Origin of the sequence: Pseudomonas sp. GCM10022186 (assembly GCF_042656385.1) — a bacterium.
In the GTDB taxonomy this organism is placed as follows: Bacteria; Pseudomonadota; Gammaproteobacteria; order Pseudomonadales; family Pseudomonadaceae; genus Metapseudomonas.
Genome location: NZ_JBHSOU010000044.1, coordinates 424,158 through 446,377, shown reverse-complemented (window position 1 = coordinate 446,377; position 22,220 = coordinate 424,158). Strand labels below are relative to the sequence as shown.

Sequence of the window (22,220 nt, the reverse complement as noted above, 5' to 3'; positions counted from 1 at the left end):
TGTGCAGAGCGTGCTCTGGGGCATCAACGCCTTCGACCAGTGGGGCGTGGAGCTGGGCAAGGAGCTGGGCAAGGCCGTCTATTCGCGGCTGATCGGCCAGGACGGCGCCCCGGCCGAGGACGGCTCGACCCAGGGCCTGATCGACTTCTTCCGTGCACGGCATCGCGGCTGAAGTGAATATTCGGGGCCGCCCTGCGGCCCTTTATCGCGAATGAAGCAGCAGCACCGCTGCACGCACACCAGGCGGTCCCTCGAGACCCGGCACCACTTCGCCCCTCCCCCCGACGACAGAGGCCCCTGAACGATTCGCCGCTCCCGGCGTTCAAAACTCCATGGACAACCCTTGAACCGGGCAATGGCTTGGATGCACCCTTATCGCCATCTCGGATGCACAACAACAAGGACCCGCCATGTACGAGATCAGCCTTCACCCCGTGCCGGACGCCGTGCACAAGCACGCCCTCATCGACAACGATGCCTACCTGCGCCTCTACCAGCAGTCCGTCGAACAACCCGACCTGTTCTGGGGCGAGCAGGCCACCAGTTTCCTCACCTGGTTCAAGCCCTGGGACCAACTGCACCGCAGCGATCTGAAGAAGGGCGAGGCCGAGTGGTTCAAGGGCGGCAAGCTGAACGTCGCCTACAACTGCATCGACCGCCATCTGGAACAGCGCGGCGACCAGGTCGCCATCATCTGGGAAGGCGACAACCCCAGCGAATCCGCGCAGATCACCTACCGCAAGCTGTACAGCCATGTCACCCGCCTGGCCAACGTGCTGAAGAGCCGCGGCGTGAAAAAGGGCGACCGGGTCTGCATCTACATGCCGATGATCCCGGAAGCCGCCTACGCCATGCTGGCTTGCGCACGCATCGGCGCCGTGCATTCGGTAGTGTTCGGCGGCTTCTCCCCGGACGCCCTGCGCGACCGCATCCTCGACGCCGACTGCCGCACCGTGATCACCGCCGACGAGGGCGTGCGCGGCGGCAAATACATCCCGCTCAAGCAGAACGTCGACAAGGCGCTGAAGGATTGCCCGAACGTCTCCTCGGTGCTGGTGGTCCAGCGCACCGAAGGCAAGATCGACTGGGTGGAGGGGCGCGACCTCTGGTACCACGAGGTCCTGCACGGCGCCAGCGAGGACTGCCCACCGGAATGGATGGACGCCGAGGACCCGCTGTTCATCCTCTATACCTCCGGCTCCACCGGCAAACCCAAGGGCGTGCTGCATACCACCGGCGGCTATCTGCTGTGCGCGGCCATGACCCACAAGTACGTGTTCGACTACCACGACGGCGACATCTTCTGGTGCACCGCGGACGTGGGCTGGGTTACCGGCCACAGCTACATCGTCTACGGCCCCCTGGCCAACGGTGCCACCACCCTGGTGTTCGAGGGCGTGCCCAACTACCCGGACGCCTCGCGGTTCTGGCAAGTGATCGACAAGCACCAGGTGAACATCTTCTACACGGCGCCCACCGCTATCCGCGCCCTGATGCGCGAGGGCGAGTCCCCGGTGAAAAAGACCTCCCGCGCCAGCCTGCGCCTGCTCGGCAGCGTCGGCGAGCCGATCAACCCGGAAGCCTGGGAGTGGTACTACAACGTTGTCGGCGACAAGCGCTGCCCCATAGTCGACACCTGGTGGCAGACCGAAACCGGCAGCATCCTCATCACTCCGCTGCCCGGCGCCACCACCCTCAAGCCAGGTTCGGCGACCCACCCCTTCTTCGGCGTGCAGCCGGTGCTGCTGGACGAGAAAGGCAAGGAGATCGAGGGCGCAGGCTCAGGCGTGCTGGCGATCAAGGCCAGCTGGCCGAGCCAGATCCGCAGCGTCTACGGTGACCACAAGCGGATGATCGATACCTACTTCTCCGCTTACCCCGGCTACTACTTCACCGGCGATGGCGCGCGCCGCGACGAGGATGGCTATTACTGGATCACGGGCCGCGTCGACGACGTGATCAACGTCTCCGGGCACCGCATCGGCACCGCCGAGGTGGAGAGCGCTCTGGTGCTGCACGACGCCGTGGCCGAGGCCGCGGTGGTGGGCTACCCCCATGACCTCAAGGGCCAGGGCATCTACGCCTTCGTCACGCCGATGAAGGGCCTGGAACCCACTGAGGACCTGAAGAAGGAACTGCTCGCCCTGGTCAGCAAGGAGATCGGCAGCTTCGCCAAGCCCGAGCTGATCCAGTGGGCCCCGGGCCTGCCGAAGACCCGCTCGGGCAAGATCATGCGGCGCATCCTGCGCAAGATCGCCTGCGACGAGCTGGATAATCTCGGCGACACTTCCACCCTGGCCGATCCGTCGGTGGTGCAGAACCTGATCGACAAACGCCTCAACCAGTAAAGGAGTCGCAAGCTTCAAGCGGCAAGCGGCAAGTGCCCCACTTGCCGCTTGGGGCTTGAAGCTTGACGCTTGCCCATGGAATTCATCCGCCGCCGTATCGAACGCCAGATCATCGGACTCACCGGCCTCGCCCTCGGCCAACTGGACTTAGAGAACCCCAAGGGCGATCCCGGGCTGTTCGGCCCGGATTCGGTGACCTGGAAGGTCCACGGCGACTTCACCTCGATGATGATCGGCGGCATCAGTGCCCTGCTGCTGCAGATGCTGCATCCCCTGGCCCTGGCCGGCGTCTGGGACCACTCCAATTTCCGCAAGGACATGCTCGGCCGCCTGCGCCGCACCGGCCAGTTCATTTCCGGCACCACCTACGGTACCCGCAAGGACGCCGACTGGCTGATCGAAAGGGTACGCGGCATCCACCAGCAGGTGATCGGCGTCGCCCCCGACGGCCGTCCTTACGCGGCCAGCGACCCCGCCCTGTTGACCTGGGTCCATGTCGTCGAAGTCAGCTGCTTTCTCAAGGCTCACCTGCGCTACCTCAACCCGCGGCTTTCCGGCGAGGACCAGGACCGCTACTACGCCGAGATCGCCCTCGTGGCCGAACGCCTGGGCGCTCGCGACGTGCCGAAGTCCCGCCAGGAAGTGGCGGACTACCTCGAGGCCATGCGCCCGCAGCTATTCTGCGACGAACGGTGCCTGGAGGTGGTACGCATCCTCCTCGCCGCTCCCGCGCCCAGCGCCATGACCAAGCCATTCGGCCTGCTGATGATGCAGGCCGGTATCGACCTGCTCCCGGACTGGGCCGGCGCCAAGCTCGGCCTCCACCAGCGTCCCTGGCAGCGCCGCGTCGTGCGTGCCTGGGTCTGGCGCGTGGCGCCGCTGCTGCGCTGGGCCATGCGCAACGGCGCGGTTCATCGCGCACGCAGGCGCATGGGGCTGGCGCCACGCTGAGCGCCTATCCCGGGACTTCGCTCCGCAGGGTGGACAGCGCTTTTCTGGCCTTCAAGCAGAACACACCTCCCACTGGTGGAAATCGCGTTGCGATTTCCACCCTGTGAAGGCTCCGCCTCTTCTCCCTTTGTTAAACTGCGCGCCCCTTTCTGCGAGACGCCGCGCATGTCATCCGCTCTCCACCAGGCGCTGCGCGCCGCTCTCGATAACCGCCAGGCACTGCTGGCCGAACTCCATGACCAGGGCACCGACTGCTACCGGCTGTTCCATGGCAGCCAGGAAGGCGCCCCCGGCCTGACCGTCGACCGCTACGGCCCGCAACTGATGGTGCAGAGTTTCCACCAGCCGTTGGAGCGCGAGCCTCTGCTGGCACTGGCCGCGACCGTGGAGGAACGCCTCGGGAAGAAGCTGCTGCTGGTCTACAACGACCGCTCCCGGGGCAACTCGCGTATCGATCGCCGCGACCCGGTCTATCAGGCCGAGCCCGCGGCCCTGGAAGACCTGGTGGGCCACGAATGGGGCCTGAACTACCGGGTACGCGGCCGTCATCCCGGCCAGGACCCGCTGCTCTTCCTCGACCTGCGCAACACCCGCGGCTGGGTGAAGGACAACAGTGCCGGCAAGTCGGTGCTCAACCTCTTCGCCTACACCTGCGGCGTTGGCCTCTGTGCGGCCGCAGGCGGCGCCAGCGAGGTGTGGAACCTGGACTTCGCCGAGGGCAACCTGGCGGTCGGCCGCGAGAACGGTGCGTTGAACCCGGAACTGGCAGCCATGCACTTCGTGCAGTCCGACTACTTCCCCGCCATCCGCCAGTTGGCCGGGCTGCCCATCGCCCGCCGTCACGGCCAGAAGCTGCCCAGCTACCCGCGCCTGGAACAGCGCCAGTTCGACCTGGTGTTCCTCGACCCGCCGGCCTGGGCCAAGAGCGCCTTCGGCACCGTGGACCTCCTGCGCGACTACCAGAGCCTGCTCAAGCCGGCGCTGCTGGCGACCGCAGAGGGTGGTGTGCTGGTGTGCAACAACAACCTGGCCAAGGTGGCCATGGAAGATTGGCGCGAGCAGGTGCTGCGCTGCGCCAGCAAACTGGGTCGGCCGGTGCGCGACTGCCAGCAACTGGCGCCCGCCGCCGACTTCCCCTCCCAGGATGCGCGCCAGCCGCTCAAGACCCTGGTCCTGCAACTCTGAAAGCCGCGCGGTAACGAGATCCAGCCATCAGGCGGAACCCTGAGGCCGTGCCATAATCCAAGGCACTCTTTGCCGGGATAGTTGACGCCTCATGTACAAAGGATTGAAACGGGCCGCCTGCGCCCTGCTGATCGTCGTAGCGCTGTACAGCCTGCTTGGCTTTCTGATCATTCCGGGAATCGCCCTGCGTGTCGCCAACCAGCAACTGGCTCAGTACTCCACTGTGCCGGCGCAGCTGGAACGCATCCAGCTCAACCCCTTCAGCCTGGAGCTGACCCTCTGGGGCCTGCACATAGGCGACGACAAGGCCGAGCAGGCCGGCTTCGAGCGACTCTACGCCAACCTGCAACTGGACAGCCTCTGGTCCGGTGCCCTGCACCTGGCGGACGTGGAACTGGAAAAGGCCACCACCGAGGTGCTGTTCGCCAAGGACGGCAGCCTCAACCTCACCCGACTGTTCAAGCTGCCACCCAGTGAATCCAAGCCGGAAGAGCCGGCGGGAGAGGCCTTTCCCCTGCGCATCGAGCGCATCAAGCTGATCGAAGGCGGCCTGCATTTCCAGGACCTGCGCCCCAGCGAACCCATCGAATTCGTCTACGACTCCCTGAACCTGGAACTGCGCAACCTCAGCACCTTGCCGAACGACAATGCCGAGATGTTCCTGGTGGCGACCGGTCCCTACGGCGGGCGCATCGACTGGCAGGGCCAGATCAGCCTGGTCCCGCTCGCGTCCAGCGGCCAGCTGAAGATCACCGATGGCAAGATGAAGGCCTTCTGGCCCTATGTCCGCGACGCCGTGCCCCTGGTCCTGGACAAGGGTGTGCTGAGCCTGTCCACCGACTACCGGCTGAACCTGGCCAAGGGCACCCAGCTCAACCTGGAAAAGCTCTGGATCAAGGTCGCCCCATTCGCCATCAAGGCACCGGACAATCGCCCCCTGGCCAACCTCGAACTGCTGGAAATCAGCGACAGCTCCCTGGACCTGGCCAAACAGGAAGTGCTGATCGGCAAGGTCCACAGCCAGAACCTGGAAACCTGGGCCGCCCGCGATGCCGACGGCCAACTGGACTGGCAGAAGCTCTTCGCCAGCGAAGCCAAGCCCACCCCCCAGGCCGACGAAAAGCCCGCCGGCGAACAGGCCGAAGCGTCCAGACCCTGGGTGGTCAAGCTGCGTGAGACCCGACTCCGCGGCTACAAGGTGCACCTGGCCGATCGGGTGCCCAAGGATCCGGTGCAGCTCGAGCTGGGCCCGCTGAACCTGGACCTCAAGGACTTCGACAGCCGCGGCGAATCCCCCTTCGACCTCAGCCTGGACACCGGCCTCGGCAAGCAGGGCAAGCTGCAGGCGGTCGGCCAGGTACAGCTCAAGCCCACTACCGCCAGGTTCCAGGTACAGACCCGCGATATCGACCTGCGTGTCGCCCAGGCCTACCTCAGCCCCTTCGTGCGCCTGGAACTGCGCAGCGGCCTGCTCGACAGCGACCTCAACGTCGATCTCAAGAGCACCGAACCGCTGGCCCTGGGCGTCACCGGCCGCGCCCTGGTCAACCAGATGCACACGCTGGATACCCTCAAGGAGCGCGATTTCGTCAAATGGCAGCAGCTGCTGGTGGATGGCCTCAACTACCAGCACGGCGACAGCCTGAGCATCGACAAGGTGAGCCTGAACCAGCCCTATGCACGCTTCATCATCAACGAAGACCTGACCACCAACGCCAGCGACCTGGTGATCAAGCAACCCGCCGAGGCCAACCCGCAACCCGCCGCCGGCGCCCAGCCGGAGCCGGCCGGCAAGCCCCTGGGAATCCGCATCGGCGGCATCGAGATCAAGGACGGATCGGCCAACTTCGCCGACTTCAGTCTCACGCCGAACTTCGCCACCGCCATCCAGCAGCTCAATGGCGAGATCGGCACCCTCGACAACCGCGAACCCAAGCCGGCCAAGGTCGCGGTGAACGGCAAGGTGGACCGCTATGCGCCGGTGACCATCAAGGGCAGCCTGAACCCCTTCGACCCGCTGGACAGCCTCGACATCGCCACCAGCTTCAAGCGCGTCGAGCTGACCACCCTGACGCCCTACTCGGGCAAGTTCGCCGGTTACCGCATCCGCAAGGGCCGGCTGAACCTGGACCTGCACTACCAGATCGCGAAAGGTCAGCTGAAGGCGGAAAACCACCTGGTACTCGAGCAATTGCAGCTCGGCGAACAGGTATCCAGCCCCGATGCGGTAGACCTGCCGGTGCGCCTGGCGGTGGCGCTGCTCAAGGACACCGAAGGCAAGATCGACATCCAGCTGCCGGTGGCCGGCAACCTCAACGATCCGCAGTTCAGCGTCGCGCCAATCATCTGGCAAACCCTGCGCAACCTGGTGCTGCGTGCGGTCCAGGCGCCCTTCAACTTCGTCGCCGGCCTGGTCGGCGGCAGCGGCGAAGACCTTGGCCAGGTGCCCTTCCAGGCCGGCAGCAGCGAGCTGGACGCCGAGGCACAGAAAGGCCTGGACACCCTGGCCGAAGCGCTGAAGAAACGCCCGGCCCTGCGCCTGGAAGTGGAAGGCGCCAGCGCCAAGGCCGCCGACGGCCCGCCGCTGGCCGAACAGCGCCTTGCCCGGGAGTACCAGAGCACCTACTACAAGATCGCCCAGCGCCGGGGCGACAAGGTTCCGGCCGAAGCCAGCCAGATCGAGGTTCCGGAAGACGAGAAAGCGCCTATGCTGGAGGGCATCTACCGCAGCCGCCTGAAGCAGCAGCCGCCGGCGGAGTGGGAGGACCTGGACAGCGAGCAGCGCGCTGCCAAGCTCCGCGAAGCGGTCCTCGCCTCCTGGGCCCAGAGCGACCTGCTGCTGCGTCAACTGGGCCAGGCCCGTGCCGCCAGCATCAAGGACTATCTGGTTGACCGCGGCGGCCTCGCCGACGACCGCATCTTCCTGCTGGACATCAGCATGGTGGAGCCCAACCAGGCCGGAGAGGTGATTACCCCGCTGCACCTGGACAGCGAGTAGGAGGCCCCATGCGTACGCTGCCGTTCGCCCTGCTGGCGCTCGCCCTGGCCACTGCGGCCGGGGCCGAGACCATGCGCTGCGGCAGCAAGCTGGTCAGCATCGGCGACCGCAGCTTCGAGGTGCTGCAGAAGTGTGGCGAGCCGGTGCACCGCGACCAGGTCGGCTATACCCTCGGCTCCTACGATCGGCGCGAATTCACGGTGGAGGAGTGGGTCTACGGGCCCAGCAACGGCATGCTCAGCATCCTCACCTTCGAGGGCAACCGGCTGGTGCGAATCGAGACCAAGCGCAGCCGCTGACGCGCCCTTGCGCCGGGTGTAGGCTGTAGGCCTGCCCCGCATTCCGGACCGCCGCGTGAAAGTTCCCGCCCTTCTCTGCCTGCCCCTGCTCCTGGCCCTGGATACCGCCCAGGCCTCATCCACCCTGCGCTGCAACAGCAGCCTGGTCAGCCTCGACGACACCGCCAGCGAGGTACTGGAAAAGTGCGGCGAACCCGTCAGCCGCAGTGACCTGGGCTACAGGGAAGTGACGGACGGGTACTACCGGCGCATCGAAGTGCGAGTCGAGGAATGGGTCTACGGCCCACGCAATGGCATGTACCAGTTCCTCCGCTTCGAGGGTGATCGCCTGCGCGACATCGACAGCAAGCGCGGCAACTGACAGCCGTTCGGGCGGAATGCTAGGCTCTGCGGCTTCCCAGACGGAAAGGATGTCCGCCCCCATGAAAGTCCTCGCCTGCTTCTTCGCCCGCCGTTTCATCGGCTACTCGGAAACCACCAGCGGATGCCAGGAGATGCAGGGGGAGGAACGGGTCTACAGCCCCGGCAACGTGGACCACTACCTCGGATTCGTCGGCGACCGCCTCAGCGATATCGACGGCAAACGCAACTGAGCCGCGCGCCATGATCATCCTCCCCGCCGATCAACCCCTGGACTGGCGGCGGCCGCCGGTCATCACCCTGCTGCTGATCCTGCTCAACGCCCTGATCTACATCGGCTACCAGAGCGGCGACAGGGAGCGCACCGAAGAAGCCCGGCAGCTTTACCTGGACGGCGGACTGCTCAACCGCGAGCGCGCCCTGTTCGTCGACCACCTGGCGGCGCGGGAAGCACTCGACGCCGACCAGCGCCAGGCGGTGAACGCCATGCGTCGCCAGGACCTGGCAGCGGTGATACTCCGCGACCTGGAATTCGAGAACTGGCTGCATCGCGCCCCGGCCTACCAGGCCGACCCCGCCTGGCAGCAGGCACGGCAGCACGCCGAAGCGGCGCGGGACCGGATCAGTGCCCTGCGCTTCGGATTCATACCCAACAAGTTCAGCGTCCAGGGGCTGTTCGGCGCCATGTTCCTGCATGGCAGCTTCGATCACCTGCTGGGCAACATGATCTTCCTGTTCATCTGCGGCTTCGCCCTGGAAGCAGCCCTGGGACGCTGGGTCTACCTCGGTCTGTACCTTGGCAGCGGCCTCGCCTCACACCTGCTCTGGTGGGCCCTGGACCCTGCCTGGGTCGCCGGTATCGGCGCCTCCGGCGCGGTCTCGGGGCTGATGGGCATGACCATCGGCGTCTATGGCCTGCGCAAGATCAGGTTTTTCTACTGGCTCGGCCCGCTGATCGGTTACTTCAAGGCTCCCGCCCTGTGGATATTCCCCGCATGGCTCGCCAAGGAACTCTATGGCTTGCTGCTGGCCGACGACCATGTGAATTACTACGCCCACCTTGGTGGTCTCGCATTCGGTTTCCTGGCCACCTGGCTGCTTCGGCTGTCGGGCGTCCTCAGGGTGGACGAGGCCTACCTGAACAAGGAAGACCCGGACGCGCCGTTCAAGCGCGAACTGGCAGCGCTGGACCAGCTGGTCGGCCGCTTCGCCCTGGATCAGGCCGCTTCACGGGGGCTCGACCTGTTGCAGCGTTACCCCGGCCGAGCAGCCCTGCTGGAGCGCCTCTACCCGCTGGCCAAGAGCCGCCAGGACAAAGCCCTGCTGGCCGCCGTGCTGAAACAGCTGTTCAGCCTGCCGGAACTGGCCATCGCCCTGCCGCTTCTGCAAAAGCTGGCCGACGACGCCGCCGACCCGCAACAACGCCTGCTACAGCATCCGAGCGTGCTCCTGCACCTGCTGCAACGCCTGCTCAAGGCCGGCGACGGAGGCCGTGCCCTGGTGCCCTGGCGTCGTCTCAGCCAGGTGAGCCCGGCACCGGCCCAGCTCCCCGGACTTACGCTGCAACTGGCCAAGCTGCTGGGCCAGCGCCAGGACCTGCGCGGCGTCGGCGAACTCGTTCAATACCTTCGCCGAGCCTTCCCGGACGCCGAACAGACCCGCCAGCTGGCGCTCTACCAACAGCACCTGGCGCGCTGAGGCTCCACCGGCACAAAGCCCCGCGATTGCGGGGCCTTGTGTTCATGCCTGGAGAATCAGGCATTACTCGGACGACTTCAGACCGTCGGCGGATACCGCAGTGACACCCTTGATGTTCTTGGCGGTTTCAATGGCCAGTTCGCGCTCGGCATCGGTCTTCACCATACCGGACAGCGCGACGACACCTTGCTTGGTTTCGACCTTGATATCCATGCCGTTGAGGTTCTTGTCGGCCAGGAATTTGGATTTGACCTTGCTGGTGATCCAGGTGTCGGAGACCGCATCTTCGGCTTTCTGCATGGTCTCGCTGGCTGCCAGCATCGTGTGACCGCTGGTTTCTGCATAGACGCCGGCCGCGAACGGCAGGCTCAGGGCGGCGGCAGTGACAGCGGCAAAAGTCCACTTGGTGAAAGACTGTTTCATGAGGTAGGTCTCCTCTTTTCTTCGGAACGTCTGCAGCAAGCTCCTGGCTGCAGGGTCACAAGGAATGCCGCAAGGCCTGTGCCAGCTTCCGAAGAACAGAAAAAACCAATAAAAACAGGAACATGAAATCAAGAGTTGAAAGCCGCCTGCTTGCAGTCTGCAAGTTCGCGCCGCAGTGACCTTGCAGACTGCACGACGAAAGCGGGCTCAGCGCGCAGCATCGCTCAACCTGGTGATAGTGCCCTCGAGGGCACTGACCTGGTCCAGCAACGGCGAGGCCGGGTAGCGCGCACGGATATAGGCCAGCAGCCTCTGTGCCGGCTCCAGCTGCCCCAGGCCCTCGGCAAATCCACGGGCAGCCAGCAAGTAGGCGCGGGGGATGTGCGGGTAGTCGGGGAAGCGCTGGTGCAGGTTGCGCAGCAGGCTCAGCCCCTCGCGGACCCTATGGCGATCCAGCAGGGCCGCAGCCACCTGCTCGCAGACCAGGGCGTCGCCGGGCAGATAGTCGGCCTTGAACTGCCGAGCGTTGAGCAATGCGCTAGCGGCCAGGGCCGGGTTCTGGCCGGCCACCAGCGGCAGGTAGTGGTCCAGGTGGCGCAGGCAGCGATCACGGGCGCCGAGGCCGTGGAGCAACTGATGGAGACGCTCGTTCAGGCGCAGATCGGAGGGGTTGCGCTGCAGGGCGCTGTCGAGCACCTCGAGGGCACCATCGCTCTGCCCTTCCTTGAGTCGGATCTCCGCTTCGGCCAGGGCCTTGCGGCGGCGCCACTCCTGCTCCGGGAACCCCTGCTGGCTGCCCTCCTCGGCGATGGCGAAGCCCAAGGCACCCTGATACTGGAAAACGGCATAGCCCATCATGCTGCACATCACTACGCCGAAGTAGCCGAAAAGGAAGGTAGCGATCGGCATCAGCACCACCTTGGGCAAGCCGCTGGAGAGCATCCAGGCGACATAGCCGGGGGATTGCCAGAGGATGAAGAGGAAGGCGCAGAGGATCAGGTAGCGCCAGCCCATCGCCTTGATCACATCCCCGACCTGATCGGGGCTCAGCGCCGCGCCCAGTTCCTTGCTCAATGCCAGGCGGATGATGCTGGCGGGCAGCAGCAGGACGATGGCGATGTTCACCACCCAGAAGATCGTCTCGCTGTTGAAGTCCGCCGCCAGCCAGAGCGCACCCAGGGCGATGAGGAACACCGCCATCTGCTTGAAGAACAGCGAGAAGCCCTCACCGGTGAAGGCGCTGACCAGGCTGGGGGCTTCGCGCACGCCTTCGCTGCTGGCCTCGATCACGCAGTGGAAGTACTTGGTGGCCACGCTCAGCAGGGCGATCCAGAGGATCAGTGACCGCGGCATGAACAGGCCGGCCAGGGCCAGCAAGGCGCTGAAGGCCAGCGGGTTGGCCTGCAGGCCATAGGCGAAGAACTGCGGCAGGCGCTCCCAGAAGGGTTGCGCGGTATTGGCCGCGCCGAGAAAGGTCAACTGGCCGCGGCACAGCGGACAGGCCGGGCTGTCATCCGGTGCGTCGGCATTGAGGGGAATGCAGCAGTCGCCGTAGTGGCGCTGGCAGGGCACGCAGTGCCAGGTTGCGGGTTGGGCGGGGTGGTACTGGCAGAGCGTCTTGTCCATGACTGTTCCAGGCACGATGGCGGTTCGCCATTCTCCCGGCAAAAAAAGAGGGCCCGCAAGGGGCCCTCTCTTCTATCGGCTGGCGATCATCAGACGCCGGAGGCCTCGGCGGCTTCCACGTCCTTCATCGACAGCTTGATACGGCCGCGGTTGTCGACGTCCAGGACCAGGACTTTGACTTCCTGGCCTTCCTTCAGCACGTCGGTGACCTTGTCGATGCGCTTGTCGCTGATCTGCGAGATGTGCACCAGACCGTCCTTGCCCGGCAGGATGTTGACGAAGGCACCGAAGTCGACGATGCGCTCGACCTTGCCGACGTAGACCTTGCCGATCTCGGCTTCGGCAGTGATCGCCAGGACGCGCTGCTTGGCAGCTTCAGCGGCTTCCTTGGTCTCGCCGAAGATCTTCACGCTGCCATCGTCTTCGATATCGATGGAGGCCTTGGTCTCTTCGCAGATGCCACGGATGGTGGCGCCGCCCTTGCCGATCACGTCACGGATCTTGTCCGGATCGATCTTCATGGCCAGCATGGTCGGAGCGTTGGCCGACAGCTCGCTGCGGGACTCGGCGATCACCTGGTTCATCTGGCCGAGGATGTTCAGGCGCGCTTCCAGGGCCTGCTCCAGGGCGATTTCCATGATCTCTTCGGTGATGCCGTTGATCTTGATGTCCATCTGCAGCGCGGTCACGCCCTTGGCGGTACCGGCTACCTTGAAGTCCATGTCGCCCAGGTGGTCTTCGTCACCCAGGATGTCGGTCAGGACGGCGAACTTGTCACCTTCCTTCACCAGGCCCATGGCGATACCGGCAACCGGCGCCTTCATCGGCACGCCGGCGTCCATCAGGGCCAGGGAGGCGCCGCAGACGGAAGCCATGGAGCTGGAACCGTTGGATTCGGTGATCTCGGACACCACGCGGATGGTGTAGGGGAACTCGTCGCCTTTCGGCAGCATGGCGGAAACGCCACGACGGGCCAGGCGGCCGTGGCCGATTTCGCGGCGACCGGCGCTGCCCATGCGGCCGCACTCGCCCACCGAGAAGGGCGGGAAGTTGTAGTGCAGCATGAAGGCGTCCTTGCGCTCGCCTTCCAGGGTGTCCAGCAGCTGGGCGTCACGGGCGGTGCCGAGGGTGGCGACCACCAGGGCCTGGGTTTCGCCACGGGTGAACAGGGCGGAGCCGTGGGTCTTGTCCAGCACGCCGACTTCGACCTTCAGCGGACGAACGGTGCGGGTGTCACGGCCGTCGATACGCGGCTTGCCGTTGACGATGTTCTCGCGAACGGTGCGGTATTCCAGCAGGCCGAAAGCGTCTTTCACTTCACCAGCCGGGAACTGGCCGGCTTCCTCGCCGGCGAAGCGGGCGATGACCTGATCGCGCAGCTCGTCCAGGCGGCTGTAGCGGTCCTGCTTGATGGTGATGGTGTAGGCCTGGGAAATGGCCTCGCCGAACTCGGCCTTGATGGCGCTGAGCAGAGCGGTGTTCTCGACCGGAGCGGTCCAGTTCCAGGCCGGCTTGCCGGCTTCGGCGGCGAATTCCTTGACGGCCTGGATCACGGCCTGGAATTCCTGGTGGGCGAACAGTACGGCGCCCAGCATCTGGTCTTCGGTCAGCTCCTGGGCTTCGGACTCAACCATCAGCACGGCGTCTTCGGTACCGGCGACGACCATGTCCAGGGCGGAGGCTTTCAGCTGCTCGTAGTTCGGGTTCAGCAGGTAGCCGGCATCTTCGTGGTAGGCCACGCGAGCGGCGCCGATCGGACCGGCAAAGGGAATGCCGGAGATCGCCAGGGCAGCGGAGGTACCGATCATGGACGCGATGTCCGGATCGGTCTTCTTGTTGGTGGAGAGCACGGTGCAGATGACCTGCACTTCGTTGAGGAAGCCTTCCGGGAAGAGCGGACGGATCGGACGGTCGATCAGGCGGGAGGTCAGGGTTTCCTTCTCGGAGGGACGGCCTTCACGCTTGAAGAAACCACCGGGGATGCGGCCAGCGGCGTAGGTCTTTTCCTGGTAGTGCACGGACAGCGGGAAGAAGCCCTTGCCCGGATCGGCCTGCTTGGCGCCGACCACGGTCACCAGCACGGTGACGTCTTCGTCCATGGTGACCAGAACGGCACCGGAGGCTTGACGGGCGATACGGCCAGTCTCGAGGGTTACGGTCGACTGACCGAACTGGAATTTCTTGATTACCGGGTTCACGGTGTTTTCCTTCTCTGTGTTGCCTTGGGGGAAATCGGTGGACATGCCGGGAGTCGGACCCTGTGCAGTCCCAGAAAAGCTTGAAGCTGGAAGCCAAAAGCTGGAAGCAAGAGCGATGTCCTGCTTCCAGCTTTCGGCATTCCAGCTTCCAGCTCGCTTGCGTCTTAGCGACGCAGACCCAGACGACCGATCAGGGCGCTGTAACGAGAGGTGTCCTTACCCTTCAGGTAGTCCAGCAGCTTGCGGCGCTGGTTAACCATGCGGATCAGACCGCGGCGGGAGTGGTGGTCCTTGCCGTTGGCCTTGAAGTGATCCTGCAGCTTGTTGATGTTGGCGGTCAGCAGGGCAACCTGCACTTCCGGAGAACCGGTATCGCCTTCAGCTTGCTTGTACTCGTTAACGATCTGGGCTTTTTCAGCAACGCTCAGTGCCATGACGGGCTTCCTCTGAGAGTAATAGGCCGGGACCTGCGCCCCGTGTTCAAAAGAGAGGATTGACCGTGCCTATTAACAGCCATCCTCGGATCGGTCACTCCGACCGAATCAGTCGACGCGGCGCTACGCGCCCGTCATCGCTCACTTCACCGATACCGATGAAGCGACCGGTGTGATCCTGTACTCGCATCATGCCGAACTTCGGCGCTTCTGGAGCCCGCACCGGCTGGCCGTGAAGCCAGTAGTAGGCGCTGTGCTCGGTAAGCTGGATCAGCGGCCAATGTTCCAGTCCGCTGTCGACCGGCAGGAGGAACTGGTCCAGTGCCTCGTTGCCGCCTTCGGCGTGGGCCTTCTCCAGGGTCTCCAGGCTGATCGCCTGGGCCAGCACGAAGGGGCCCGCCTGGGTCCGGCGCAGCTCCGCCACGTGGGCCCCGCATCCCAGCGCCTGGCCGAGATCCTCGACCAGGGTACGGATATAGGTGCCCTTGCTGCAGGCTACGGCCAGTCTTGCCTGGCTGTTTTCACAGGCCAGCAATTCCAGGCGCGCAATAGTAACAGAACGCGCCTCGCGCTCCACTACTTCGCCAGCACGGGCCAACTTGTAGAGCGGCTGGCCATCCTTCTTCAGGGCGGAGTACATCGGCGGTATCTGCTTGATTTCCCCACGAAAACGCGGGAGCAGCGCCTCGATGTCCGCACGACCAACGGTCACCTCGCGGCGCTCGGTCACCTCGCCCTCGGCGTCACCCGTGGAGGTGATGACCCCCAGTTGGGCCAGTGTCTCGTAACCTTTGTCGGCATCCAGCAGGTACTGGGAGAACTTGGTCGCCTCACCGAAACACAGCGGCAGCACGCCGGTGGCCAGGGGATCGAGGCTGCCGGTGTGACCAGCCTTTTCGGCGTTGAGCAGCCAGCGCACCTTCTGCAGCGCGGCGTTGGAACTCATGCCACGCGGCTTGTCGAGGATCAGCACGCCGCTGACATTGCGGCGGATACGTTTTACCTGGGCCACGCCATCACTCCTCGTCGTTGCCCTGATGCTTGCGGTCTTCCGCAACGGCACGCTCGATCAGCGCCGACAGCTCCGCGCCGCGACGAATGCTGGCGTCGTAGTTGAAGTGCAGCTGCGGCACGCTGCGCAGCTTCATCGCCTTGCCCAGCTGCATGCGCAGGAAACCGGCGGCTTCCTTGAGGATGTCGAGGTTCAGCTGGATCTTCTCGGCATTGTCGTCCTGGCCCATCACGGTGATGAACACCTTGGCGTGGGACAGGTCGCGGCTCACATCCACCGCGGTGATGGTTACCAGGCCCAGTCGCGGGTCCTTGATCTCGCGCTGGATCAGCAGCGCCAGTTCGCGCTGCATCTGATCGCCGATGCGCTGGGTACGGCTGTAGTCTTTAGCCATTTCGTTTCACTCATAAATGCTGAAAGCTGGAAACCGGCAGCTGGAAGTCCCTGCTTCCAGCTGCCAGCTTCCAGCTTCCGGCTGGCGCTGTATTTACAGCGTCCGGGCCACCTGGACCTTCTCGAAGACTTCGATCTTGTCGCCGACCTTGACGTCGTTGTAGCTCTTCACGCCGATACCGCACTCCATGCCGGCACGGACTTCGGCAACGTCGTCCTTGAAGCGGCGCAGGGACTCCAGTTCGCCCTCGAAGATCACCACGTCGTCGCGCAGTACGCGGATCGGGCGGTTGCGGTGTACCAGACCTTCGGTAACCATGCAGCCGGCGATCGCGCCGAACTTCGGCGAACGGAACACGTCACGCACTTCGGCGATACCCAGGATGTTCTCCCGGACTTCGCTGCCCAGCATGCCGGACAGTGCTTTCTTAACGTCTTCGATGATGTCATAGATGATGTTGTAGTAGCGCAGGTCGAGGCCTTCCTGCTCGACGATCTTGCGCGCACCGGCATCGGCACGCACGTTGAAGCCGAACAGCACGGCGTTGGACGCCAGCGCCAGGTTGGCGTCGCTCTCGGTGATACCACCGACACCGCCACCGACCACACGAACCTGCACTTCCTCGTTGCCGAGATCCGACAACGCACCTTGCAGCGCCTCGAGAGAACCACGCACATCGGACTTGAGGACGATGTTGAGGGTCTTCTTCTCGTCCTGGCCCATGCTTTCGAAGATGTTCTCCAGCTTGGCGGACTGCTGGCGGGCCAGCTTGACCTCACGGAACTTGCCTTGACGGAACAGGGCGACTTCGCGGGCCTTCTTCTCGTCGGCGACCACGGTCAGGTCGTCACCGGCGTCCGGAGTACCGTCCAGGCCAAGGATTTCGACCGGGATGGACGGGCCAGCTTCTTTCACCGGCTTGCCGTTCTCGTCGAGCATGGCGCGGACGCGACCATAGTTGACACCGCAAAGGATCATGTCGCCCTGACGCAGGGTACCGTCCTGGACCAGCACGGTGGCCACCGGGCCACGGCCCTTGTCCAGGCGGGACTCGACCACCACGCCACGACCCGGGGCCGACGGGGTCGCGGTGAGTTCCAGTACCTCGGCCTGCAGCAGCACGGCTTCCAGCAGATCGTCGACGCCGGTACCGGCCTTGGCCGAAACAGGCACGAACTGGGTATCGCCGCCCCACTCTTCCGGAATCACATCCAGCGCGGCCAGGCCGTTCTTGATGTTGTCCGGATTGGCTTCCGGCTTGTCCATCTTGTTGATCGCGACCACGATCGGCACGCCAGCCGCTTTCGCGTGCTGCACGGCTTCTTCGGTCTGCGGCATCACGCCGTCGTCGGCCGCCACCACCAGGATGACGATATCGGTGGCCTTGGCACCGCGGGCACGCATGGCGGTGAACGCCGCGTGGCCGGGGGTATCCAGGAAAGTCACCATGCCGCGCTCGGTTTCCACGTGGTAGGCGCCGATGTGCTGGGTGATGCCACCCGCTTCGCCGCTGGCCACCTTGGTACGACGGATGTAGTCGAGCAGGGAGGTCTTGCCGTGGTCGACGTGACCCATGACAGTCACGACCGGCGCACGGGTCAGGGCCTCACCCTCGAACTTCAGGGATTCGGCCAGTTGCTCTTCCAGGGCGTTCTCGTTGACCAGCTTGACCTTGTGGCCGAACTCTTCGGCAATGAGTTGGGCGGTCTCACGATCGAGCACCTGGTTGATGGTCACCGGGGTGCCCATCTTGAACATGAACTTGACGACTTCGGCGCCCTTGACCGCCATCTGGGCGGCCAGTTCGGCCACAGTGATGGTCTCGCCGATGCTGACTTCACGCACAATGGGTCCTGTCGGGCTCTGGAACCCGTGCTGGTTACGCTTCTTCAGCTTGGACTTGCCGCCACGGCCACCGCCGCGACGACCGAAGGCATCACTCTCTTCCTCGGTGCTGCGCGGAGCAACACGGGGAGCCGGAGCCTTTTCCTTCTCTTTCAGCGACGGGCGGTGCTGCGCATGCTTGCGATCGCGGCGCTCGTCTTCGTCGCGGGCGCGCTCGGGGCGGCGCGGCTCTTCCTTTTTGCGCTCGGCGCCGGCAGCTGCGGCAGCGGCCGGGGCCTGGGGCGCGCCAGAGGCAGAGGCAGCAGCAGCAGCAGCAGCAGCGGCAGCAGGCGCAGCGGCCGGAGCGGCAGCCACGGCGTCGACAACCACTGCTTCGGCCTTGGCGGACACAGCGGCTTCCTTGGCGCGTGCTTCGGCTTCACGACGGGCAGCCTCTTCGGCGCGCTGACGAGCTTCCTCCTCAGCCTTCAGGCGAGCGGCTTCTTCCGCTGCGCGCTGCTCTTCGAGTTCGCGCTGGCGCTCGGCCTCGATCTCGTCGGGGCTGCGTTTGACGTAAGTCTTCTTCTTACGTACTTCGACGTTGATGGTCTTGCTGCCGGCAACTCGCAGCGTGGTGGTGGTCTTGCGCTGCAAGGTAATCTTGCGTGGCTCTTCCAGTCGCTCGCCGTGGCTGCTCTTGAGATGGGCCAGCAGGGCCTGCTTCTCATTGTCGGTCACAACCTGCTCGGCGCTGGTGTGCGGCAATCCCGCCTCGCGCATCTGCAGCAGCAGGCGCTCAACCGGTGTGTCGACCACTTGGGCCAGTTCTTTCACCGTGACTTGCGTCATGCACTTCTCTCCTCAGGCCGCGAAACTTACTCGAACCAGTGGGCTCGGGCGGCCATGATCAGCTTGCCGGCACGCTCTTCGTCCATGCCGTCGATGTCGAGCAGGTCGTCGATCGACTGCTCGGCCAGGTCTTCGCGGTTAATAACGCCACGTACGGCGAGTTCAACAGCCAGGTCCTTGTCCATGCCCTCCAGGGAAAGCAGGTCTTCGGCAGGCTGGGCATCCGCCAGTTTCTCTTCGGTCGCGATAGCCTTGGTCAGCAGGCGGTCCTTCGCACGCGCACGCAGCTCGTTGACGATGTCCTCGTCGAAGCCGTCGATGCTGAGCATTTCTTCCATGGGCACGTAGGCGATTTCTTCCAGGCTGGTGAAGCCTTCTTCCACCAGTACCTGGGCCAGCTCTTCGTCCACTTCCAGCTCTTCGACGAAGGCACGCAGGATGTCGCCGGTTTCGGCTTGCTGCTTGGCCTGGATGTCCGCTTCGGTCATCACGTTCAGGGTCCAGCCGGTCAGCTGGCTGGCCAGCCGCACGTTCTGGCCGCCACGACCGATGGCCTGGGCCAGGTTGTCCTCGGCAACGGCGATGTCCATGGCGTGGGCATCTTCGTCGACGATGATTGCCACCACTTCGGCCGGGGCCATGGCGTTGATCACGAACTGCGCGGGGTTGTCGTCCCACAGGACGATATCGACGCGCTCGCCACCCAGTTCACCGGAAACGGCCTGGACACGGGAGCCACGCATGCCGATGCAGGCACCCTGCGGATCGATGCGCTTGTCCTTGGAGCGAACGGCGATCTTGGCACGGGAACCCGGATCACGGGAGGCGGCCATCACTTCGATCAGCTCTTCGGCGATTTCCGGCACCTCGATGCGGAACAGCTCGATCAGCATCTGCGGCGCGGTACGCGACAGAATCAGCTGCGGGCCGCGGTTCTCGGTGCGGATTTCCTTCAGCAGGGCGCGCACGCGGGCGCCGACGCGGAAGGTTTCGCGCGCAATGATGTCTTCACGGGCCAGCAGGGCTTCGGCGTTGTTGCCAAGGTCGACGATGACATTATCGCGGGTGACCTTCTTCACAGTGCCGGAAATGATGTCGCCCAGCTTCTCGCGGTAGGCTTCGACCACCTGCGCGCGCTCGGCCTCGCGCACCTTCTGCACAATGACCTGCTTGGCGGTCTGGGCAGCGATGCGGCCGAACTCGATGGACTCGATCTTCTCTTCGATGACGTCGCCGATCTTGGCGTGCTCATCACGCACCTGGGCCTGGTCGAGGGTCAGCTGGATGGCCGGGTCCTCGAAATCCTCTTCTTCGACCACAGTCCAGCGACGGAAGGTGTCGTAGTTGCCATTGTGGCGATTGATCGACACGCGCAGGTCGACCTCGTCCTCATAACGCTTCTTGGTGGCGGTGGCCAGGGCCAGCTCCAGCGCCTCGAAAATCACGCCAGCCGGTACACCCTTTTCGTTGGATACCGACTCAACAACCAGCAGTACTTCTTTGCTCATCGTACGCCTCGCCTTTCGCAATCCATTGGATCCGCGGGATCCGCGTCTCAGTCAAAACGGGGAATGATGTTGGCCTTGTCGATCGACTCGATCGGCAGGAGGAACTCGCGGTCTTCGATGAGAACCACCACGTCCTGCTCCTCCACCCCGCGGAGAAGCCCCTGAAAATTGCGTCGTCCCTCGAAAGGCGAACGCAGCTTGATCTTGACCAGTTCACCGGCGTGGGCCGCGAACTGCTCAAGGGTGAACAACGGACGATCCATGCCCGGCGACGAGACTTCGAGGGTGTACTCGCTGCTGATCGGGTCCTCGACGTCGAGTACACCACTGATCTGCCGGCTGACCTTCTCGCAGTCGTCGACCAGGATGCCGTTTTCGTGATCGATATAGATCCGCAGCAGGGAATGCCGCCCCTGGGACAGGAACTCGATGCCCCAGCACTTATAACCGAGCGCTTCGACTACCGGGGCCAACAAGGCCTGCAACTGTTCTAGCTTGCTCGACACCTGATCGCCTCTCGCATGCTGTGGAAATAAAAAATGGGCGAAACGCCCATCCCTTCAAACCGTCTGATCTGTGATCGGAGGTCAACTGTCCAGCTAGCAAAAAGCCCCTAAAAAGGGGCTTCGCGACTACTGGTTGCGGGGGCTGGATTTGAACCAACGACCTTCGGGTTATGAGCCCGACGAGCTACCAGACTGCTCCACCCCGCGTCAAAGCTGGTGCGAAAGTATACGGCCAGCACCTTGCATGGTCAACCGAACATCCCGCGAAAAAGAAAGCCCGCATTGCTGCGGGCGTCTCTTTGTATGGTACCGAGGAGGGGACTCGAACCCCTACAGCCTATGGCCACTACCACCTCAAGGTAGCGTGTCTACCAATTCCACCACCTCGGCAAAACTTGCCTTACTTCTGCTCTGGAGCCTGCGGCACATCACCCGACTGGGTAGCTGGCTTCTGCTCTTCAAGCACCGGCACATCATCAGCTGCCGGCTTGCTCGGCTGGACTTCGAGGACCGCCGGATCCGGCAGGCCAACGTTGCTCAGCGCTTCAGCCTTTTCCTTAGCGAAGTACGCTAAGCCCAGGCTGGTAATGAAAAAAACCGCAGCGAGTATAGCAGTAACTCTACTCAGAAAGGTAGCGGAACCTTGGCTTCCGAATACGGTTGCCGAAGCACCGGCACCGAAGGAGGCGCCAGCATCCGCACCTTTACCCTGCTGGACCAGCACCAGGCCTACCACACCCAGGGCCACCAGCAGGTGCACCACAATCACGACAGTTTCCAGCATCTCGTCAGCTTCCTGCGGCGCGACAGATCGCACCGAACTCATCCGCATTCAGGGAGGCACCACCAACGAGCCCCCCATCGATATCCGGCATGCCGAACAAATCGGCCGCACTGGCCGCCTTCACACTGCCGCCGTACAGAATCCGTACGCCGCGAGCAATATCGGCATCCTCGGCCGACAATTGCGAACGAATCGCCGCATGAACTTCCTGCGCCTGTTGCGGCGAGGCCGTCAGCCCCGTACCTATCGCCCATACCGGCTCATAGGCAATTACCGCCTGCGCAAACGCGCCCACACCAAGCTCTTCGATCACGCTTCCCAGCTGACGCCCGACAACTTCGAGCGTTCTGCCGGCTTCGCGCTGCTCCCGAGTCTCGCCAACGCAAAGCACCGGCACCAGACCACAGGATTGAGCAGCCGCGAACTTGCGACTCACGACTTCGTCGCTTTCGCCCAGTATCAGGCGACGCTCCGAATGACCGACCAGAACCAGCTTGCAACCCACATCCACCAACTGGCTCGCCGCGATCTCTCCGGTGAGGGCTCCCTGCACCGGCTCCACCGCACAATCCTGCGCACCGACGACAATCGAGTTGCCATCCAGGCCTTGAACGACCTGGCCGATGAACAGACTTGGCGGCATGACCGCGACGTCAACTCCAGCAGGCAAGACCAAATGACGCAAGCCATTGATCAGGTCTGCAACACTGGCGCGGGTACCGTGCATTTTCCAGTTACCGGCTACCAGAGGTCGGCGCATGCTTTATCTCGTCGATCAAAGTGGGCGCAGATATTACCCAAGTGATTTCCAACTAGCAAGAGA

The 22,220-nt window shown here is 64.1% G+C and carries 19 protein-coding genes, 2 tRNA genes and 1 pseudogene; 9 read left to right on the top strand and 13 right to left on the bottom strand.

Annotation, left to right across the window (positions count from 1 at the left end; all coding sequences use genetic code 11):
* From ACFPU0_RS16640 to ACFPU0_RS16600, 9 genes and pseudogenes are all read left to right on the top strand, one after another.
* Positions 1 to 172, top strand: a pseudogene (locus ACFPU0_RS16640) (glucose-6-phosphate isomerase); the annotation flags it as partial.
* A gap of 238 nt (positions 173 to 410) precedes the next feature.
* On the top strand, positions 411 to 2,348 hold the full coding sequence (gene acs / locus ACFPU0_RS16635) for an acetate--CoA ligase (RefSeq protein ID WP_377694311.1): 1,938 nt from the start codon (positions 411 to 413) through the stop codon (positions 2,346 to 2,348).
* A 75-nt stretch (positions 2,349 to 2,423) separates the two neighbouring features.
* Positions 2,424 to 3,299: an oxygenase MpaB family protein gene (locus tag ACFPU0_RS16630; RefSeq protein ID WP_377694309.1), complete on the top strand. Its 876-nt coding sequence runs from the start codon at positions 2,424 to 2,426 to the stop codon at positions 3,297 to 3,299.
* 165 nt (positions 3,300 to 3,464) lie between these two features.
* A complete protein-coding gene (locus ACFPU0_RS16625) occupies positions 3,465 to 4,484 on the top strand; it encodes a class I SAM-dependent rRNA methyltransferase (RefSeq protein WP_377694307.1) in 1,020 nt (339 codons plus the stop codon).
* Between the two features lie 91 nt (positions 4,485 to 4,575).
* A complete protein-coding gene (locus ACFPU0_RS16620; protein ID WP_377694306.1) occupies positions 4,576 to 7,482 on the top strand; it encodes a DUF748 domain-containing protein in 2,907 nt (968 codons plus the stop codon).
* 8 nt (positions 7,483 to 7,490) lie between these two features.
* On the top strand, positions 7,491 to 7,781 hold the full coding sequence (locus ACFPU0_RS16615; RefSeq protein ID WP_377694305.1) for a DUF2845 domain-containing protein: 291 nt from the start codon (positions 7,491 to 7,493) through the stop codon (positions 7,779 to 7,781).
* Between the two features lie 55 nt (positions 7,782 to 7,836).
* On the top strand, positions 7,837 to 8,142 hold the full coding sequence (locus ACFPU0_RS16610) for a DUF2845 domain-containing protein (protein ID WP_377694303.1): 306 nt from the start codon (positions 7,837 to 7,839) through the stop codon (positions 8,140 to 8,142).
* A gap of 61 nt (positions 8,143 to 8,203) precedes the next feature.
* Positions 8,204 to 8,374 carry a hypothetical protein gene (locus ACFPU0_RS16605; RefSeq protein ID WP_377694302.1) on the top strand — a complete coding sequence of 57 codons (171 nt, stop codon included), beginning with the start codon at positions 8,204 to 8,206 and terminating at the stop codon, positions 8,372 to 8,374.
* Between the two features lie 10 nt (positions 8,375 to 8,384).
* Positions 8,385 to 9,839, top strand: coding sequence for a rhomboid family intramembrane serine protease (locus ACFPU0_RS16600; RefSeq protein ID WP_377694300.1), 1,455 nt, complete (start codon positions 8,385 to 8,387; stop codon positions 9,837 to 9,839).
* Between the two features lie 63 nt (positions 9,840 to 9,902).
* Here ACFPU0_RS16600 and ACFPU0_RS16595 read toward each other — a convergent pair whose 3' ends face one another.
* The 13 genes from ACFPU0_RS16595 to tpiA form a co-directional block, all read right to left on the bottom strand.
* Positions 9,903 to 10,262, bottom strand: a complete 360-nt coding sequence (locus ACFPU0_RS16595) for a BON domain-containing protein (protein WP_377694298.1) — start codon at positions 10,260 to 10,262, stop codon at positions 9,903 to 9,905.
* Positions 10,263 to 10,469: 207 nt separating this feature from the next.
* The gene (locus tag ACFPU0_RS16590; protein WP_377694296.1) at positions 10,470 to 11,888 is read right to left on the bottom strand and encodes a hypothetical protein; all 1,419 of its coding nucleotides are present in this window, start codon (positions 11,886 to 11,888) and stop codon (positions 10,470 to 10,472) included.
* 89 nt (positions 11,889 to 11,977) lie between these two features.
* The gene (gene pnp / locus ACFPU0_RS16585; protein ID WP_377694294.1) at positions 11,978 to 14,086 is read right to left on the bottom strand and encodes a polyribonucleotide nucleotidyltransferase; all 2,109 of its coding nucleotides are present in this window, start codon (positions 14,084 to 14,086) and stop codon (positions 11,978 to 11,980) included.
* A gap of 164 nt (positions 14,087 to 14,250) precedes the next feature.
* A complete protein-coding gene (rpsO, locus tag ACFPU0_RS16580; protein WP_044874075.1) occupies positions 14,251 to 14,520 on the bottom strand; it encodes a 30S ribosomal protein S15 in 270 nt (89 codons plus the stop codon).
* Between the two features lie 94 nt (positions 14,521 to 14,614).
* Complete coding sequence (gene truB / locus ACFPU0_RS16575) at positions 14,615 to 15,532, bottom strand: tRNA pseudouridine(55) synthase TruB (RefSeq protein WP_377694292.1); 918 nt, start codon at positions 15,530 to 15,532, stop codon at positions 14,615 to 14,617.
* A 4-nt stretch (positions 15,533 to 15,536) separates the two neighbouring features.
* Positions 15,537 to 15,926: a 30S ribosome-binding factor RbfA gene (rbfA, locus tag ACFPU0_RS16570; RefSeq protein WP_377694290.1), complete on the bottom strand. Its 390-nt coding sequence runs from the start codon at positions 15,924 to 15,926 to the stop codon at positions 15,537 to 15,539.
* Positions 15,927 to 16,019: 93 nt separating this feature from the next.
* Positions 16,020 to 18,599 (bottom strand): translation initiation factor IF-2, encoded by a 2,580-nt coding sequence (gene infB / locus ACFPU0_RS16565; RefSeq protein WP_377694288.1) that lies wholly within the window; start codon positions 18,597 to 18,599, stop codon positions 16,020 to 16,022.
* 26 nt (positions 18,600 to 18,625) lie between these two features.
* Positions 18,626 to 20,107: a transcription termination factor NusA gene (gene nusA, locus ACFPU0_RS16560; RefSeq protein WP_377694286.1), complete on the bottom strand. Its 1,482-nt coding sequence runs from the start codon at positions 20,105 to 20,107 to the stop codon at positions 18,626 to 18,628.
* 47 nt (positions 20,108 to 20,154) lie between these two features.
* Positions 20,155 to 20,613 carry a ribosome maturation factor RimP gene (gene rimP / locus ACFPU0_RS16555; RefSeq protein WP_377694284.1) on the bottom strand — a complete coding sequence of 153 codons (459 nt, stop codon included), beginning with the start codon at positions 20,611 to 20,613 and terminating at the stop codon, positions 20,155 to 20,157.
* A gap of 130 nt (positions 20,614 to 20,743) precedes the next feature.
* Positions 20,744 to 20,820, bottom strand: a tRNA-Met gene (locus ACFPU0_RS16550).
* A gap of 97 nt (positions 20,821 to 20,917) precedes the next feature.
* Positions 20,918 to 21,003: transfer RNA gene (locus ACFPU0_RS16545), tRNA-Leu, on the bottom strand.
* Between the two features lie 10 nt (positions 21,004 to 21,013).
* Complete coding sequence (gene secG / locus ACFPU0_RS16540; protein WP_377694282.1) at positions 21,014 to 21,397, bottom strand: preprotein translocase subunit SecG; 384 nt, start codon at positions 21,395 to 21,397, stop codon at positions 21,014 to 21,016.
* A 4-nt stretch (positions 21,398 to 21,401) separates the two neighbouring features.
* Positions 21,402 to 22,157 (bottom strand): triose-phosphate isomerase, encoded by a 756-nt coding sequence (tpiA, locus tag ACFPU0_RS16535; RefSeq protein WP_377694281.1) that lies wholly within the window; start codon positions 22,155 to 22,157, stop codon positions 21,402 to 21,404.
* Positions 22,158 to 22,220: the final 63 nt, after the last annotated feature.